This is a genomic window from Clostridium hydrogenum, from assembly GCF_021432385.1.
Classification (GTDB): domain Bacteria; phylum Bacillota; class Clostridia; order Clostridiales; family Clostridiaceae; genus Clostridium_S; species Clostridium_S hydrogenum.
This window is the reverse complement of the sequence record NZ_JAEACT010000003.1, coordinates 171,584-189,498: the sequence shown is the minus strand read 5'-3', so window position 1 is coordinate 189,498 and position 17,915 is coordinate 171,584. Positions and strand designations below refer to the sequence as shown.

Genomic DNA, 17,915 nt, shown 5'->3' with positions numbered 1-17,915 from the left:
ATTATATATAATATGACATAAATTATAAACACTTTTTGAAATTATTTATTTTAAATTAATTATATGGGTATATTATTTCAATAAAAAATGAAAACTATAACTATAAAAGTTGAGTTAATAACTAAAAAATATGGGAGTGAATTTTTTATGAAGGACAGCACAAAAAGAATTACATATACTGCAGCGGTATCACTTATAGTTGTTTTTACTACAACATTTGCAATATTAATGACTTTGGAGAGAATGGACTATAGAAATTATCTCCAATCCGAATATAGCAAAAATATGTATCAACTTATAACCGCTGTAGAAAATATTGGAAGCAATTTATCTAAAGCACCTATACTTGGATCAAAGGAACAGGATATAGTTGTATTTGACGAAATATTTAGATATTCAACAATAGCCAATGATAAACTTAATTCTCTTCCAGTCGCTCAAGAACAACTTGCAGGTACAAGTAAGTTCTTATCGCAACTTGGCGATTTTTCTTATGTTCTACAAAATAAAATTTCTAAGGGAGAAACATTGACTGATAGTGATGTTGCTCAAATAGAAAAGTTAAAATCAGAAGCAGTTAATCTTGAAAATCAATTAAAAACAGTCCAAAATAATATAAATAACGGAAAAGTTAAATGGGGAGAAATTAGAAAAAAGGTTAGTGGCGTATTAGCTTCAAATAGTCCATCAAATATTTCTAATGAATTTAGTGGAATACAGAAACAGGTAGCACAATACCCTTCGCTAGTATATGATGGACCTTTTTCAGATAATAATATGAATATTAAACCAAGAATACTTTCACAGAAAAAGGTTACAGAGGCACAAGCAGAAAAGGTAGTTATTGATGCAATAGGTTCAAATAGAATAAGTAAAATAGTGAAAAATGGGGAAGGAAAAACTACTATACCTACATACATGTTTAATGTTCAAATGAAGAATAGAGATAAAAATGTTTCTATGGTAAGTTGTGAAATAACACAAAATGGCGGTGATGTGCTATATATTTTGGATAACAGAAAAGCTAGCAAACCAACAATGGATACAAATACTGCGGCTCAAATAGGAAATAAGTATTTGAATAAAATGGGATATAAAAATATGTATCCAACTTATGAGTTGAATTATGATAATGTGGCAGTTATAAGTTATGTATACAATAACAATAATATGCTTATATATCCAGATATGATAAAATTAAAAGTATCAATGGATGATGGTAGTGTAGTAGGTATGGAAGCTGAGAAGTATTTAAAGTCTCATAATCCAAATAGAGTAATACCTACACCAAAAGTTACAGCTGCAAAAGCCAGAGAACGAGTTGGTAAAAGGCTCAATATAACAAGTACAAGAATGGCAATAGTTCCAACTGAAACTAATAAGGAAGTTTTATGCTATGAGTTTACTGGAAATTATAAAGGCGATGATTTTGTAGTATATATAGATTCTCAAACAGGTTATGAAACAAGAATTCTGCAAATCAGAAATACGCCAAATGGTAAGCTAAGCATTTAGGTAGTGAGGGAAATAAGGATATTAGTAATAGTTTATATGCAATGTAAAATTGTTTCGAACCTTTATTCAGAGTACAAAGTACAGAGTACAGTTAAGGATGATTTACCTTTCCTTGTGTCAGGTAAATCTTAAACTTATATGTTGTCAGCTTCGCTGAATAACATTGATACTACGATTGCCTAAGCAATCAAAAAATAAGTTTTAAGATTTTCTGTAGCTTTGCTACGGAAAATCATCCTTCACTGTACTTTGTACTCTGTACTCCGTACTCTGAATAATGCTTCATATTTCTAAGTTTTTTCAAATAATAGTTGATAAAATCTGAATAAGTAACTAAACTATTACATATAAGAAAATTTTAAAGGAGAGATAAATAAGCATGAAAAAAAGGATAGCTATACTATTTGGAGGACAATCAACAGAACATGAAGTTTCAAGGGTGTCAGCAGCATCTGTTTTAAGAAATATAGATACAGCTAAATATGATTTATATCCGATTGGAATAACCAAAAGTGGAGAATGGTTTGAATATAAAGGAAGTATAGATAAAATAGAAAATGGTGAATGGGAAAAAGATGAGTTTTACAAAAATCCAAAAGGTCAAGATGTTTTATTTAATAAAGAAGTTGATGTAGTATTTCCTGTGCTTCATGGACTTTATGGAGAGGATGGGACAATTCAAGGTATGTGTAAGATTATTGGAATACCTTGTGTAGGACCTGGAGTATTATCGTCATCAGTATGTATGGACAAGGTTTATACAAAATATGTACTTCAATGCTTTAACATTAAACAAGCTGATTATGTTGTTGTAAATCTTGGTGAATATAAAAATAATCAAGAAGAAATAATAAAGACTATTGAAGAAAAATTAGGGTATGCAGTGTTTATTAAACCTTCAAATAGTGGATCATCTGTGGGAATAACAAAGGCCCATGATAGGAAGGAACTAGTAGAAGGATTAGCGGAAGCACTAAAATATGATAGAAAAGTACTTGTAGAGAAATCAATTAATGCTAGAGAAGTAGAAGTAGCAGTTTTGGGAAATGATTTACCTAAAGCAGCAGTGCCAGGTGAAATAGTTCCAGCAAAAGAATTTTATGATTATGAAGCCAAATATGAAAATGCAGCTTCAAAACTTTTAATACCAGCAGATCTTACACAAGAGAAGCTTGAAGAAGTTAGAAATACGGCAATAAAAGTTTACAGTGCACTTGATTGTGCAGGAATGGCAAGAGTAGATTTTCTTGTTGATAAGGATAGTTTGGACATCTATCTTAATGAAGTAAATACAATTCCTGGATTTACAAAAATAAGTATGTATCCTAAGTTATGGGAAGCATCAAATAAAGGATATACTAAATTAATAGACGAATTGATTGACTTTGCTATTGAAAGAAATAATGCTTAGGAGAATGCAATTATGTCAAAGAAAGCAATTATAAGTGTTTTTAGTAATGAAAATGAAAATAATGAAGAACCTATATCTGTAACAACACCTGGAGAATTTTTTGAAAAAAATAATTGCTATTATGCAATGTACAAAGAAACTAAAATATCTGGAATGGAAGGTACTACTACAACATTAAAAATTAAATCAGAAGAATTTTGTATTGTAAGAATGGGTACGACAAGTACTAAAATGGAATTTAAAAAAGGCAAAAAGACATTTTCTATGTACAATACACCATACGGTACTTTTGAATTAGAAATAGATACTAAAGTTATAGATATAAATGTTAATGATAAGGGCGGTAAAGTTTATATTAAATATGACCTTAATATATCCAAACAAGCACGACAAACTACAGAATTAAATATTGAAATTAAAGTACTAGAAAACTAATTAGACAGAGTAATTAATAAATAATGAGAAGCAAAGTGTAGTGCAAAATCAAAGAACCTTTGGCAGGTGTAGAAAAATGATGTTAGTGAATAGTAGTTCAAAATCCTAAATAAAATTAATAAAACTAAGCGGCAAATTTTTTAAAGCTTAAGAGCTTTCGATAACTCGCAAAGATTAGCTCAGACAATCTAAAGCTCTAAAGCTTTAAAAAATTTCCCACTAAGTTTTATACAATTTTATTTAGAAATTTTTTCGCCACTATTCCCTAACATCATTTTTTTCCTACACCTGCCAAAGGTTCTTTCATTAATCCACTACATCTTTGTTTCACAATATATAATTGTTATTTAACAACTTAATAAAGTAAATTTAATGATTTCAGTAATAAATATTGCGAACCTTTTGCCAAAGTACAAAGTACAGAGTACAAAGAAGGATACACTTACTAGGGGTTTGGGCGTAAGTCCATGTAGGTTCTTTAACTTAGTAGAAGTACTCTCAATAAGTAGTGTAATAAAACTTTGTATATTAATAAACTTACGTCAGGTGAATCTTAAACTTAGCTATTGTTAGCTTCGCTAACAACAGCAATGACGCGATTGCGTAAGCAATCAAAAATAAGTTATAAGATTTTCTCTAGCAAAGCGTAAGAAAATCATCCTTCTTTGTACTTTATACTTTGTACTCTGTACTTTGTTTTAAATAAAGGAACTATGTCAATAATTACAATGAGGTGGTTTCTGATGATTAGAAGTAGGTATGAAAGAATAATAAAACTGTTATGTGAATATAAAGGTATAAGTACAAGTGAATTGTATAAATTATTGAAAGATAAAAATTGCAAATATATATTTTGCTTACTTTTAAGGAAGTATGGATATAATTTTAATGATTTTCAGGAAACAAAGCCTGTGTTTAATAAGCGAACATTGAACTACAACTATAAAAAAGCTCAAGAAATGTTTTTAATTAATAAAAGTTTTAGAGAAATGTACTTTGAGATAGAAGATGAATTAAGAAAAATTTAGAATGCAAAAAAAATAAATAAAAGTAGTAGCAAAAAAGAAATATATGTGATAAAATGATATGTATGTGTTGAGAGGCAATAAAAAACCATTATAGTTTTATAGGGTAATTTCTATTATATGCTCTAAATGAATTGTTGTCAATATATCATTTAAAAATAAATTTCAATTTTTTGCAAATTTTAAATAAATTTTATTCGGGAGGTAATTTAATGAAAACAACAAAGTATATTTTTGTTACAGGTGGAGTTGTATCATCATTAGGTAAGGGTATTACAGCTGCTTCACTTGGAAGGTTGCTTAAAAATAGAGGACTAAAGGTGTCAATTCAAAAGTTTGATCCATACATAAATGTAGATCCAGGTACAATGAGCCCATATCAACATGGTGAAGTGTTTGTAACTGATGATGGCGCTGAAACAGATTTGGATTTAGGACATTATGAAAGATTTATAGATGAAAATTTAAGTAAAAACAGTAATGTTACAACTGGTAAGGTATATTGGTCAGTATTAACTAAAGAGAGAAGAGGAGACTTTTTAGGTGGAACTGTTCAAGTAATACCTCATATAACAAATGAATTAAAAGAGAGAGTTTATAGAGTAGCTAAAGAAAAAGATGTTGATGTTGTTATAACTGAAATAGGTGGAACAGTAGGAGATATAGAGTCACTTCCTTTTCTTGAGGCAATAAGACAGATAAAATATGAAGTTGGGGAAGGAAATTCATGCTATATACATGTAACATTGGTACCATACTTGCATAAAGCAGGTGAAGTTAAAACTAAACCTACTCAACATTCAGTAAAAGAATTAAGAAGTATAGGAATCCAACCTGATGTGATAGTATGCCGTTCTGAGAAAGAACTTTCAGAGGATTTACGAAATAAAATTGGCTTGTTCTGTAATGTAGATGGTGATTCAGTAATTCAAAATCTTGATGCTGAAAATTTATATGAAGTACCTTTAATGCTTCATAAAGAAGGATTAGACGATATTGTTTGCAGTAAATTAAAATTAAACTGTGGTGAAGTGGATAACTCTGAATGGATAAAGATGGTGGACAATTTAAAGAATTTATCTAAGGAAGTTACGATTGGTTTAGTTGGAAAATATGTGGAACTTCATGACGCTTATATTTCAGTTGTTGAATCTTTAAATCACGGTGGATTTGCCAATAATGCATCAATTAAAGTAAAATGGATAAATTCAGTTGATGTTACAAGAGAAAATGTGGATGAAATTTTAAAAGATGTAGATGGAGTACTAGTTCCAGGAGGATTTGGAGATAGAGGAATAGAAGGAAAAATAGAAGCTATAAGATGGGCAAGAGAAAATAAAGTTCCATTCTTTGGAATATGCCTTGGAATGCAGTGTGCTGTAATAGAATTTGCTAGGAACGTACTTGGATATGAAGGGGCACATAGTTCTGAAATAAATCCAGAAACAAAATATCCGGTAATAGATTTAATGCCAGAGCAAAAGGACATAGATGAAAAGGGCGGTACAATGAGACTTGGATTATATGCATGTAAGCTTAATGAAGAAACTAATTCTTTAAAAGCATATAATGCGCCTGTAATATATGAAAGACATAGACATAGATATGAATTCAATAATGAATATAGAAAAGAAATAATTGCACATGGAATGACACTTGCAGGAACAAGCCCTGACGAGAGATTAGTTGAAATAGTTGAAATTAAAGAACATCCATGGTTTGTTGCAGTACAATTTCATCCTGAATTTAAATCAAGACCTAATAGACCACATCCTCTTTTTAGAGATTTTATTAAAGCTGCATGTGATTATAAAGAAAAATAGACAAATAAAAAAATGTGAAGTAAGAGTGTGTTGCAACATTAATAGCAAAACACTCTTGCTTTGCATTGTGCTGTAAAAAATGCTGCTACAGAATTTTGAAATAGTTGCAGAATCATGAGAAATATTTTTGATGCAATAAATTTTAATGAATTTAATTTATTAAAAAGGATTTTAACTAATTTTATAGAATATTTAAAATATCGAACTTTGTACTTTATAGTTTGTTGTTAAAAAGTATGGAGGTGAAAATATGATATTAAATACGCTATTTAGTGTTGCGTTTAAAAATGAAATAGGAAAATATGAAATTAAAGATATTACTATTTTTGAAATTAAAGATATGAATTTTTTATTTGATTTTTTTAATATCCAATTAGTTGATGGAAGTTTGATGGTTAATTTTAAATGTCCAATATGTGAAAAATGGCATGGCTTTACGTATCAAGCTGTTGATTTATTTAAACAGGAATTGATAATAAGCGGTTGCAAAACTTTAGGGGTGCCAGTTGTGTTTATTGGAGCTAGGGAAAAAATTGAAAATATCACAAAGAGATACAATCAAATTAATGGAAGTATGTACGCGGCATTTTGATTTATTGTAAGATATTGCTGTATTGTGAAAGTGAATATTAATAAAATGCTTGATTTTTTTAGATTTTAAGTTTAAAATCTAGAAGTATCATTTAAATACTATTAAAAATAATCTGATAATCTTTAGGATAAAATAAAAATGAGTACGTTTTATAAAATAAATACATAAGGTATACTACGTATATATCTAGCATCTCTTCTTTTTTTCGAAATTCCTTTGAAATGTTATTTTAATAGAAAAACTTGTTGCTAACATCATAGAATTCTCAAATTTATAATAAATAAAAATATATTGTTTTGGAGGTGTCTTTTTTTTGATTAATGATGACTTGGAAAGTAAGACTCTTATTGTATTAAAAGAAATGGCGAAAAATATAGGAATTAAGAATTCTTATAAATATAAAAAAAATGAATTAATTGAATTGATAAGGGGAAATTCACCTAAAAGTATTGAAAAGGATGGGGTTGTACTTAAAGAAAAAATAAGCCCAAAGAAAGATTCTAATAATTTAGGTGAAAAAAATATGGATAAAATAGAAAGCAATGATAAAAGAGCAGAAGCTAGGCCTGTAAGTGACACTGTGCACGAAAATCAAAATATTTCTAGAAATAATTCTAATAACAGCGTTAATGATAAGGAAGAAAAACAAGAAAAATTTAGGGAAATGGTCGATGAATCTGATTCTGCAAAGGGAGTTTTAGAGCTTGTTGAAAATAATAATTTTGGCTTTTTAAGAGGAAAAAACTACTTAACAAGCCAAGATGATATATATGTTTCACCATCCCAAATTAGAAGGTTTAATTTAAAAACTGGAGATGAAGTTCAAGGTAAGGTTAGAATACCTAAAGAAGGCGAAAAATTTAAAGCTCTTTTATATGTTCAAAAGGTAAATGGAGAATATCCAGATAAGGCAGTTGGAAGAACTCCTTTTGAAAAACTAACTCCAATTTATCCAAATCAAAGGTTAAAATTAGAAAAGAACGATAAAGAATTAGCAACAAGGCTTATGGATTTAATATGTCCTATCGGTAAAGGTCAAAGAGGACTTATTGTCGCACCACCTAAGGCTGGAAAAACGACACTTTTAAAAACAGTTGCTCAAAGTTTAACTGCAAATCATAAGGAGATAAAGTTAATTGTTGTTTTGATAGATGAGAGACCAGAAGAAGTAACTGATATGCAAAGAAGTATAAATGGTGAGGTTATATATTCTACATTTGATGAAGAGCCAGAGCACCACACTAAAGTTGCATATATGGTTTTAGAAAGAGCAAAAAGAATGGTTGAACAAGGTCAAGATGTTGTTATACTTTTAGATAGTATAACAAGGCTTGCAAGAGCGTATAATCTTACAATAACACCAACAGGTAGAACCCTTTCAGGTGGACTTGATCCAGGAGCTTTAATAATGCCAAAGAAATTTTTTGGAGCTGCAAGAAACATTGAAGAAGGTGGAAGCCTTACAATACTTGCAACTGCACTTGTTGACACTGGAAGCAGAATGGATGATATGATTTTTGAAGAATTTAAGGGAACTGGAAATATGGAGGTTCACTTGGATAGGAAGCTACAAGAAAGAAGAATATTCCCAGCTGTTGATATTTATAAGTCAGGAACTAGAAAAGAAGATGAACTTTTCTCTCAAGAAGAATTAGATGCTTCATTTAAAATAAGAAAAGTTTTATATACTGAAAACAATGTTCAAGAAGTTACTGAAAAATTAATAAATATGTTGAATGATACGAAAAATAATAAAGAACTTGTAGATGTAATTAATAAAGGAAGTCTAAGCGGAGGACGCTAAATGGTAAAAAAATTACGTTGAGCTAAAAACTTTTTTATTATAAAACAAATTAAAAAAATAAAAGGCTATGCTTTGAATAAGTGTGAGAATCAAAACTTATTTAAAGCATAGCAAAATAAAAAAGCGAAGCATCACATAAGGTAGATTGACTCCGCTTTTTTATCGCTGTTAAAAAATTATTTTTCAGCTGGTATGTTGTATTTCTTTCTGAACTTTTCAACTCTACCACCAACGTCAACGATTTTTTGTTGACCTGTGTAGAATGGATGACATTTTGAACAAATATCAACTTTAAGTTCTTTCTTAGTTGAACCAGTAGTAAATGTATTTCCACATGCGCATGTAACAACAGCATCTTCAAAGTATTCTGGTTGTATTTCTTTTTGCATTCATATTCACCTCTCTCAGATATACACAATATTAACTACAACATTATAGCATAAACCAATAATTATAGTCAATAAAATTTAGCTGTCTTCATATATACAAAATACTTTATTTAAATTTATATATTTGATAAAATAGTAGTTAGATGCATATAAATGATGAAATTGAAACATAAAATTAAATTATTTTTTAGCTAAGCATAAATGCTTTAAGGATAGGGGTGTAAAAATGGCAAGAAAAACTTCGGTTGGAGGGCAGGCTGTAATTGAAGGTGTTATGATGAGAGGGGCTAACGGTATAGCTACCGCTGTAAGAAAATCTGATGGTGATATATCAGTAAAGTTCGAAAAAATAATACCTTATGCAAAAAGAAATAAATTTTTCTCCATTCCAATAATAAGAGGGTTTGTGGCACTTATTGAATCCATGGTTGTTGGAATAAGAACATTAAATTATTCGGCATCGCTATTTGAAGATGAAAATGAAGAAACTGATAATGAACCTTCAAAGTTTGAAAAATGGCTTTATAAAACATTTGGAGAAAGTATAAACAATATAATCATGGGAATTTCACTTATTATATCTATAATATTTGCAGTTACTTTATTTTTTATTATTCCAACATTTGCTGCAAATTTATTTTCAAAACTCCATTTAAATACAATAGCTTTGAATTTTATTGAAGGCGTAATAAGAGTTGCTATTTTTGTAATTTATATATACTTTATAGGAAAAATGAGTGATATAAATAGGGTATTTCAGTATCATGGAGCGGAACATAAAACTGTTTTTTGTTATGAAAATGAGGATGAATTAACTCCAGAAAATGCATCTAAGTATTCAAGATTTCATCCTAGATGTGGAACTAATTTCTTGTTTTTGGTTATGATTGTTAGCATAATAATTTTTTCGTTTACTAAATGGAGTTCTCTGCCAGAAAGAATAATATCAAGAGTTATTCTTTTGCCATTGGTTTCTGGTATTACATATGAGATAATAAGGTGGATGGGAAAATCAAAAAGTTCAATTTCACATTTTTTTGCGTATCCAGGACTTATGCTTCAAAAACTTACGACTAGAGAACCAGATTATAGCCAGCTTGAAGTTGCAATTAAAGCTCTTAAGAGGGCAGAAGGAATAGCTAATGAAGAAGGAGAAGAAGCAAAGTAATGACAATAAGAGATATTCTTTTTAAAGCTTACAATATACTTAAAGAAGCTTCTGATGAATTTTATGTAGCCGATAGTCAAATTTTACTTCAATATGTTTTAAAAAAAGATAGACTGTTCATACTTACTAATATGGAACATGAAATTGAAGAAGAAAAGAGTGAAGAGTACTTAAGATTAATTGAGCTTAGAAAAAATAAGATGCCAGTGAAGTATATAATTGGACATTGCGAGTTTATGGGATTAGATTTTTATGTTAAAGAGGGAGTTTTAATACCGAGACCAGATACTGAAATTCTTGTTGAAGAAGTAATAAAAATCATACAAAAAAATAAATTTAATTCAGTTTGTGATGTGTGTACAGGAACTGGGGCCATAGGATTATCAATTGCAAGTTATGAGAAAAATACAAATGTATTGTGTATTGATATTTCAGATGTAGCTATTGATGTCTGCAAAATTAATAAGGAAAAACTTAAATTAGATAAAGTTAAAATTGAAAAGAGTGACCTTTTAGAAAAGAGTATTTTAAGAAATGATAAATTTGATGTTATTGTTTCAAACCCTCCTTATATTTCTGAAGTTGAAATTAGTAATCTTATGGAGGATGTAAAAAATTATGAGCCGCACATTGCTTTATCTGGTGGAAATGATGGATTAGATTTTTATAGAAGGATAACAGAGCAAAGTATAAAAGTATTAAAGCCTAAGGGACTTCTTGCATATGAAATAGGTTATGATCAGGGAGAAAGTGTGAAGACAATATTATTGCAACATGGATTTTATGATGTGGTAGTTATAAAAGACCTTGCACACAATGATAGAGTTGTTTTGGGCTTTAGAGAAGAAAATAAGAGTGTATTTATGTAGAAAAAGTGTGGTTATGATAACCTAAGTGTGATATAATATAATATTGTGAAAATACAAATACGGAGTGATAAAAGAATGCTGGAAAGACTTAATTTTATAGAAAGTAAATATGATGAACTATCCACTAAAATTAGTGATCCTTCAGTTATGGCGGATCAGAAAGAATGGCAAAGGCTTTGCAAAGAGCATGCTGATTTAGAAGTAATTGTGACAAAATATAGGGAATATAAGAAAGCATGTGACGATTTAAGCGCAGATAAAGAAATGCTTCAAGATAAAATTGATAGTGAATTAAAAGAAATGGTAGAAGAAGAAATAAAAGAACTTCAATCAAATATAGGAACTTATGAAAATGAACTAAAAATACTACTTTTACCTAAAGACCCAAATGACAGTAAAAATGTTTTCTTTGAAATAAGAGGTGGTACAGGTGGAGAAGAAGCAGCCCTATTCTCGGCTAACCTTTTTAGAATGTATACAAGATATGCAGAAAGACATGGCTGGAAAATAGAAATAATGAGTGCCAATGAAACAGATATTGGTGGTTTTAAAGAAATAGTATTTATGATAAAAGGTGACGGTGCTTATAGTAGACTTAAATATGAAAGCGGAACACATAGAGTTCAAAGAGTACCTGATACTGAATCAAGCGGAAGAATACATACATCTGCTGCAACTGTTGCAGTACTTCCAGAAGTTGAAGATGTAGATGTTGAAATAAATCCAAATGATTTAAGAATAGATGTGTTTAGAGCATCAGGACATGGTGGACAATGCGTAAATACCACAGATTCAGCTGTTAGAATAACACATATTCCAACTGGAATTGTAGTTTCTTGCCAAGATGAAAAAAGACAGCTCAAAAATAAAGAAAAAGCTATGAAGGTTTTAAGAGCAAGATTATATGAAATGGCTGAAGCTGAAAGAAGTGCGGGAATTGCAGAAAGTAGAAAAAATCAAGTTGGAAGTGGAGATAGAAGTGAAAGAATAAGGACTTACAACTATCCTCAAGGAAGAATTACAGATCATAGAATTGGCTTAACATTATATAAATTAGAGCAATTCCTTGATGGAGATTTAGATGAAGTTATAGATGCACTTACAACTGCAGAACAAGCTGAAAAGATGAAATCTTTAGGTAACGAACAATTTTAATAAAAAGGGTGAGTTTATATGAATTTAAATAAGGTTATAAGAAAACAAAATGCATCAGTAAATAGATTCATGTTTTCTATGTGCCTTATTTTTTTTTCATTGCCAGTAGCGCTAATTTTTACTCATGAGTATAATATATTTTTAATTCTTTATCTTATAATAATAGAAATGCTTGTTGTATTAGCAGTTCTAGCAAGATTAAATAAAGATTCCTTAAATTTTAAATATGATGGATATAGGTTAAAGATTAAGGATGGAATTTTTAAATCTGAATGCAACATAATGTGTGATAAGATTAGTATAGTTCATGCACAAAACAAGGATAAAGAAATGAAATTAATAATTATATCAAAAGCGAAATTTAGAAACAAATATCTAAGAAAAATTAATGATAATTTTCTTAAGAGATACCCTTATCTTGGATATCAATATGCTAGATTAAAAAAGTTGTATCCTGAAAATCAATATTATTATATAGTATTTAGAAATGGCGGCTACAGAAAATATTTATTATTAGAAGAATTGTTCAAAAAATGTGTTCATGCAAATTTCACAGATAGAGCTATGGAACAGCTTAAGGGTATTCAAAAAAATTAGGGAAACCTGAGGTGATTTAGTATGATTACTAAAATAGTTAGAGTAGATAGTAAAAATATTGATAATGATATTATACTTGAAGCGGGCAAGGTTATTAAAACTGGAGGACTTGTTGCATTTCCAACAGAAACAGTGTATGGGCTTGGAGCTAATGCTTTAGATGGGGAAGCGGTAAAAAAAATATTTGCAGCAAAAGGCAGACCGCAAGATAATCCACTGATAGTACACATTTCGGATTTTGAAAGTATAGACAAAGTTGCAGCTTGCGTACCAAAGTCAGCTGAAAAGTTAGCGGAGAAATTTTGGCCTGGACCGATGACACTTATTATGGAGAAAAAAGCAATAGTTTCAGATATTACGAGTGCAGGACTTTCAACTATAGGAATAAGGATGCCTTCTGATGAAATTGCTAGAGAGTTAATAAAAGCAGCTGGTGTTCCTATAGCTGCACCATCAGCTAATATTTCAGGACTTCCAAGTCCAACTGATATTGAAAGATGTATAGATGATTTAAACGGAAAAGTTGATTATATAATTGGAGGAGAAAAATCGGAATTTGGTTTAGAATCAACAGTAATTGATTGTACTACAAATCCAATTTGTATACTTAGACCAGGAGCAATTACACTTGAAATGATAAAATCTGTTGAAAAAGAAGCTTATATAGATCCTGCAGTTATGGATAAACCTAAGGATAATTTAAAACCAAAAGCACCAGGAATGAAATATAAACATTATGCACCAAAGGCACCAGTAAAAATAATCGAAGGCGATTTTCAAAAAACTATTGAAAAAATTAATGAAATGGTGCAAAATTATATAGGCGAAGGAAAGAAAGTAGGAATAATGGCCACAGATGAAACTAAGGATTCTTATAAAAATGCTTTAGTTATGTCACTTGGTACTAGAAAAGATATATATTCAATAGGAAAAAATTTGTTTGAAACTTTAAGAAGTTTTGATGATAAAAGTGTAGATATTATATTGTCTGAGTCTTTTGAGGAAAGCGGGTTTGGAGTTGCTGTAATGAATAGGTTAAATAAATCTGCCGGTTTTGATATAATTAAGGTTTGAGGAGATTAATTATGAAGATATTGTTTGTTTGCAGTGGTAATACATGTAGAAGTTGTATGGCTGAAGCTATATTTAATAATTTAAATACCTCCACTGATATTAAGGCATTATCTGCTGGAATTTCTGTTTTCCCTGGAAGCAAAACCTCATTAAATTCAGCAGCTGTTTTAAAGGAAAATATTAATTTAGATATATCCAGTAGAAGTCCTGTTCAATTAACACCATACTTAATTGAAGATGTTTCTCTTGTTTTGACTATGACAGCTAGGATAAGAGATATTTTAAGGGATACTAATGAAAGCAGTTCTAATAAAATATATTCTTTAAATGAATACATAGGTGTAGAAGACGACATATGTGATCCGTATGGTGGAAATATTGATGTTTACAGGAAAACATATACGGATTTAAGAAGTAGCATACTGGTACTCATTGAAAAATTAAAAGAAGATACAAGTATTAAGTGATACAATTTTACGGAGGTGTTTTTATGAAGATAGCATTAGGAAGTGATCACGCAGGTTTTTCACTAAAAAAAGAAATAATAAAGCATTTAGAAGAAAAGGGTATGGAAATAAAGGATTTTGGAACTTACACTGAAGATTCTTGTGATTATCCGGATTTTGCATTAAAAGTTGCAGAAGAAGTTTCGGCTCAAAATTTTGAATTAGGTATACTTGTGTGTGGAACAGGAATAGGTATAAGTATTGCAGCTAATAAAGTGCCTGGTATAAGAGCAGCTGCTTGTACAGATACATTTGCAGCTCATGCATGTAGAGAACACAATAATGCAAATATATTGGCAATTGGTGAAAGAATTGTTGGAACTGGTCTTGCACTAGATATTGTAGATACATTTTTAAACTCAAAATTTGAAGGTGGAAGACATCAAAGAAGAATTGATAAAATAACTGAAATTGAAAAAAAGTATAAGTAAATATAAGCCATTTGAAAGTCTTACACAAATGTTATTAGTTGAAGTGGTTTATCTAAAGATATACCACCTTGAAACTTAAAATTTATTTGTACTAAAATGCCGTCTTCTGGGCATTATGGTGCACATGAATTTTAATAGTTGAAATGGTTTATCTATATATAGGAGGAATAAAAAATGAGTAAAGTAACACAAATATCACATCCATTAATATTACACAAGTTAGCATTTATTAGAAATAAAAAGACTGGTTCTAAAGATTTTAGGGAAATGGTTGAAGAAGTTGCAATGCTTATGGCATATGAAGTAACTCGTGATATGCAACTTGAAACTGTAGAAATTGAAACACCAATATGTACAACTAAGTGTAAAATGCTTGCAGGAAAAAAAGTAGCAATTGTTCCTATACTTAGAGCAGGACTTGGAATGGTTGATGGTATGTTAAAATTAATACCAGCAGCTAAGGTTGGTCATGTTGGGCTATATAGAGATGAAAAGACATTAAAACCAGTAGAGTATTTTTGCAAGTTACCTCAAGATATAGAGGAAAGAGACATAATAGTTACAGACCCAATGCTTGCAACTGGTGGTTCTGCAATTGATGCTATATCTCTTTTAAAGAAAAGAGGAGCAAAGTACATAAGACTTATGTGCTTAATCGGTGCACCAGAAGGAATTAAAGCTGTTCAAGAAGCTCATCCAGATGTAGATATATATCTTGCATCAATAGATGAAAAATTAAATGAAAATGGATATATAGTTCCAGGACTTGGAGACGCTGGAGACAGACTTTTTGGAACAAAGTAATGCGAAGTAAGTGTAGTCCAGAATATTAAATAAAATTAATAAAACTAAGAGTGAAATCTTTAAAATCCTAAGACGTTTCAATAACTCGTAAAAAGCACTCAAACAATTGAAACATCTAAGTCTTTTAAATATTTCACTCTAAGATTTATTAAAATTTTATTTAAATCATTCTGAACTACACTTACTTCGCATTTACAGGGGGTTAAGGTAAAAATTCCTCCGTACCTACGGAATTTTGGGCTAGTGCAGAAACTTCGATTTTTCACCAAATAATATATTAAAAGATGCTAATTGGTATATTAATTAATCAACTTATTTAAACATTGTGAAACAAAGATGTAGTGGATTAATCAAAGAACCTTTGGTAGGTGTAGGAAAAAAATGATGTTAGGGAATAGTGGCGAAAAAATTTCTAAAATAAAATTGTATAAAACTTAGTGGAAAATTTTTTGAAGCTTTAGAGCTTTAGATTGTCTGAGCGTCTTTTTGCGAGTTATCGAAAGTTCTTAAGCTTTAAAAAATTTGCCGCTTAGTTTTATTAATTTTATTTAGGATTTTGAGCCGCTATTCACTAACATTATTTTTCTACACCTGCCAAAGGTTCTTTGATTTTGCATTACACTTTGGTTCGCATTATTTAAATTTATGTATAAAATAATTTTTGTGTAAAAGCTCCCTATTTTCTAAACCTCTTTAGTAGTAAAGTTATAACAAGTGTAAACACAGAAACTAATGCAACTGTTCCTCCTGGTGCACAGTTTAAATAGTATGATGAAAATAAACCAAGCATTATGTCTATGAAACTAAAAAGTATTGATATTATAAGGGTTGCTTTAAATCCCTTTTTAAATTGCATAGCAGCAGCAACTGGTACGGCAATTAAAGAAGATACAACTAAAATACCAATTATTCTTATTGAAACTGAAATTGTGGAACCAACAAGTAAAGCAAAAATGTAGTTTATAAATTTAGTATTTATTCCAGAAAGTTTTGCGCCAGTTTCGTCAAATATTGTGTATAGTATTTTGTTATAAAGAAGGGTTATAAGTAAAATTGAAATTATGCCAACAATAAAAATTAACACTAAATCACTTTTTTCTACAGTAAGTATACTTCCAAATAAAAAAGATTCTATGTTAGCAGAAACATTTCCGCTGCTTGTAAGGGTTATTGCTATTCCAACAGAAAAAGTTAATATTATTGGAAGTATTAAATCAGAATATCCTTTGAAAAAATCCTTTAAAGATTCAATTAACACTGCACATAAAGAAGTAAAAACAAATGCGGTAATTAATGGATTTACATTTATAAGTAAACCGATAGCAACACCAGCAAAGGATGCATGTGATAAGGTGTCACCAACCATGGAATATCTTTTAAGTACAAGGAACACACCAATAAGAGGACATAGTATAGAAATCATTATTGCTGCCAAAAAGGCATTTTGAATAAAACTAAGATGGAAAATTTGAATCATTGTATAACCTCCAAAGTATTGCTTGAAAAATCTTTTGTATCAATTAGGGTGCCGCTGCCATCATTTAACTTAAATATATGTGAAGAATAAGAATACGCAGCTTTCATATTGTGTTCAACTGAAATTATTGTAACACCACTATTTATATTTAAATTTTTTAAAGTAGAATATATTTCACTTTGACTTTTAACATCTATGCCAGTAGAGGGTTCATCCATAATTATAGTGTCAGGGTCTCCCATAAGAGCCCTTGCTATGAAAATTTTTTGTTTTTGTCCACCAGATAAAGAGCCTATCAAAGAGTTCTTAAAATCTTCCATACCCACTAATTCAAGTGATTTAGATATTACGTCATGATTTTTTAATTTTAATGCTTTCATATGGCAGTTAAGTATTTCACAAACGGTTATTGGAAAACTATAATTAAAATTTTCCATGACTTGCGGTACATAGCCTATGCCATTACAGTTCATTTCTATTTTGCCTGAAGTTGGCTTTAATATATTTAAAATAAGTTTTACTAAAGTGCTTTTGCCAGCTCCATTTTCTCCTATTATAGATGTATATGTTCCGTCTTGGATTTTTAAATTTATATCATTTAAAATATATTGATTTGTTTTCTCATAAGAAAAATATAAGTTCTCAATATTTATCATACTAAGTAATCCTCCTAAATTTTAGTGGACAAAATGTGCTAATCTATATTATATATCATAATGCAAATGTTTTGCAACAACCCAATTTTAATAATAGAAAGAAAAAAGAAAAATATATGTGCATTTTATGTGGTTTTCAACTATAATATAGTAGAATACATAATTATAATTGGCAAACCAAATA

18 protein-coding genes are annotated in these 17,915 nt (G+C 29.7%); 15 read left to right on the top strand and 3 right to left on the bottom strand.

Features of this window, described 5'->3' with window-relative positions:
- Nucleotides 1-147: 147 nt before the first annotated feature.
- The 7 genes from ypeB (at nucleotide 148) to rho (ending at nucleotide 8,605) form a co-directional block, all read left to right on the top strand.
- Nucleotides 148-1,515 carry a germination protein YpeB gene (gene ypeB, locus CUEA01_RS14160; RefSeq protein ID WP_234122341.1) on the top strand — a complete coding sequence of 456 codons (1,368 nt, stop codon included), beginning with the start codon at nucleotides 148-150 and terminating at the stop codon, nucleotides 1,513-1,515.
- 379 nt (nucleotides 1,516-1,894) lie between these two features.
- Entirely contained in the window at nucleotides 1,895-2,926 is a 1,032-nt protein-coding gene (locus CUEA01_RS14155; protein WP_234122340.1) for a D-alanine--D-alanine ligase family protein, read from the top strand.
- 12 nt (nucleotides 2,927-2,938) lie between these two features.
- Nucleotides 2,939-3,361, top strand: coding sequence for a DUF1934 domain-containing protein (locus tag CUEA01_RS14150; RefSeq protein WP_234122339.1), 423 nt, complete (start codon nucleotides 2,939-2,941; stop codon nucleotides 3,359-3,361).
- 743 nt (nucleotides 3,362-4,104) lie between these two features.
- Nucleotides 4,105-4,389, top strand: a complete 285-nt coding sequence (locus tag CUEA01_RS14145) for a ribose-5-phosphate isomerase (RefSeq protein WP_234122338.1) — start codon at nucleotides 4,105-4,107, stop codon at nucleotides 4,387-4,389.
- 209 nt (nucleotides 4,390-4,598) lie between these two features.
- Nucleotides 4,599-6,209: a CTP synthase gene (locus CUEA01_RS14140; protein WP_234122337.1), complete on the top strand. Its 1,611-nt coding sequence runs from the start codon at nucleotides 4,599-4,601 to the stop codon at nucleotides 6,207-6,209.
- Nucleotides 6,210-6,459: 250 nt separating this feature from the next.
- Complete coding sequence (locus CUEA01_RS14135) at nucleotides 6,460-6,801, top strand: hypothetical protein (RefSeq protein WP_234122336.1); 342 nt, start codon at nucleotides 6,460-6,462, stop codon at nucleotides 6,799-6,801.
- Between the two features lie 313 nt (nucleotides 6,802-7,114).
- Entirely contained in the window at nucleotides 7,115-8,605 is a 1,491-nt protein-coding gene (gene rho, locus CUEA01_RS14130; RefSeq protein ID WP_234122335.1) for a transcription termination factor Rho, read from the top strand.
- Between the two features lie 176 nt (nucleotides 8,606-8,781).
- Here rho and rpmE read toward each other — a convergent pair whose 3' ends face one another.
- A complete protein-coding gene (gene rpmE, locus CUEA01_RS14125) occupies nucleotides 8,782-8,994 on the bottom strand; it encodes a 50S ribosomal protein L31 (RefSeq protein ID WP_234122334.1) in 213 nt (70 codons plus the stop codon).
- Between the two features lie 226 nt (nucleotides 8,995-9,220).
- Between rpmE and CUEA01_RS14120 the strand changes: the two genes are divergently transcribed.
- The 8 genes from CUEA01_RS14120 (at nucleotide 9,221) to upp (ending at nucleotide 15,598) form a co-directional block, all read left to right on the top strand.
- Nucleotides 9,221-10,162 carry a DUF1385 domain-containing protein gene (locus tag CUEA01_RS14120; protein WP_234122333.1) on the top strand — a complete coding sequence of 314 codons (942 nt, stop codon included), beginning with the start codon at nucleotides 9,221-9,223 and terminating at the stop codon, nucleotides 10,160-10,162.
- The gene (gene prmC, locus CUEA01_RS14115) at nucleotides 10,162-11,031 is read left to right on the top strand and encodes a peptide chain release factor N(5)-glutamine methyltransferase (RefSeq protein WP_234122332.1); all 870 of its coding nucleotides are present in this window, start codon (nucleotides 10,162-10,164) and stop codon (nucleotides 11,029-11,031) included. Before CUEA01_RS14120 ends, prmC begins: the two co-directional genes overlap by 1 nt.
- A gap of 75 nt (nucleotides 11,032-11,106) precedes the next feature.
- Nucleotides 11,107-12,186, top strand: a complete 1,080-nt coding sequence (gene prfA, locus CUEA01_RS14110; RefSeq protein ID WP_234122331.1) for a peptide chain release factor 1 — start codon at nucleotides 11,107-11,109, stop codon at nucleotides 12,184-12,186.
- A gap of 18 nt (nucleotides 12,187-12,204) precedes the next feature.
- Entirely contained in the window at nucleotides 12,205-12,783 is a 579-nt protein-coding gene (locus CUEA01_RS14105; RefSeq protein WP_234122330.1) for a hypothetical protein, read from the top strand.
- Between the two features lie 21 nt (nucleotides 12,784-12,804).
- Nucleotides 12,805-13,857, top strand: coding sequence for an L-threonylcarbamoyladenylate synthase (locus CUEA01_RS14100; RefSeq protein ID WP_234122329.1), 1,053 nt, complete (start codon nucleotides 12,805-12,807; stop codon nucleotides 13,855-13,857).
- 11 nt (nucleotides 13,858-13,868) lie between these two features.
- On the top strand, nucleotides 13,869-14,324 hold the full coding sequence (locus CUEA01_RS14095) for a low molecular weight protein arginine phosphatase (protein ID WP_234122328.1): 456 nt from the start codon (nucleotides 13,869-13,871) through the stop codon (nucleotides 14,322-14,324).
- A gap of 23 nt (nucleotides 14,325-14,347) precedes the next feature.
- On the top strand, nucleotides 14,348-14,794 hold the full coding sequence (gene rpiB / locus CUEA01_RS14090) for a ribose 5-phosphate isomerase B (protein ID WP_234122327.1): 447 nt from the start codon (nucleotides 14,348-14,350) through the stop codon (nucleotides 14,792-14,794).
- A gap of 174 nt (nucleotides 14,795-14,968) precedes the next feature.
- Entirely contained in the window at nucleotides 14,969-15,598 is a 630-nt protein-coding gene (gene upp, locus CUEA01_RS14085; protein ID WP_234122326.1) for a uracil phosphoribosyltransferase, read from the top strand.
- A 676-nt stretch (nucleotides 15,599-16,274) separates the two neighbouring features.
- Here the strand turns inward: upp and CUEA01_RS14080 are convergent.
- Entirely contained in the window at nucleotides 16,275-17,075 is an 801-nt protein-coding gene (locus CUEA01_RS14080) for a metal ABC transporter permease (RefSeq protein ID WP_234122325.1), read from the bottom strand.
- Complete coding sequence (locus CUEA01_RS14075) at nucleotides 17,072-17,731, bottom strand: metal ABC transporter ATP-binding protein (protein WP_234122324.1); 660 nt, start codon at nucleotides 17,729-17,731, stop codon at nucleotides 17,072-17,074. Before CUEA01_RS14075 ends, CUEA01_RS14080 begins: the two co-directional genes overlap by 4 nt.
- Between the last annotated feature and the right edge of the window lie 184 nt (nucleotides 17,732-17,915).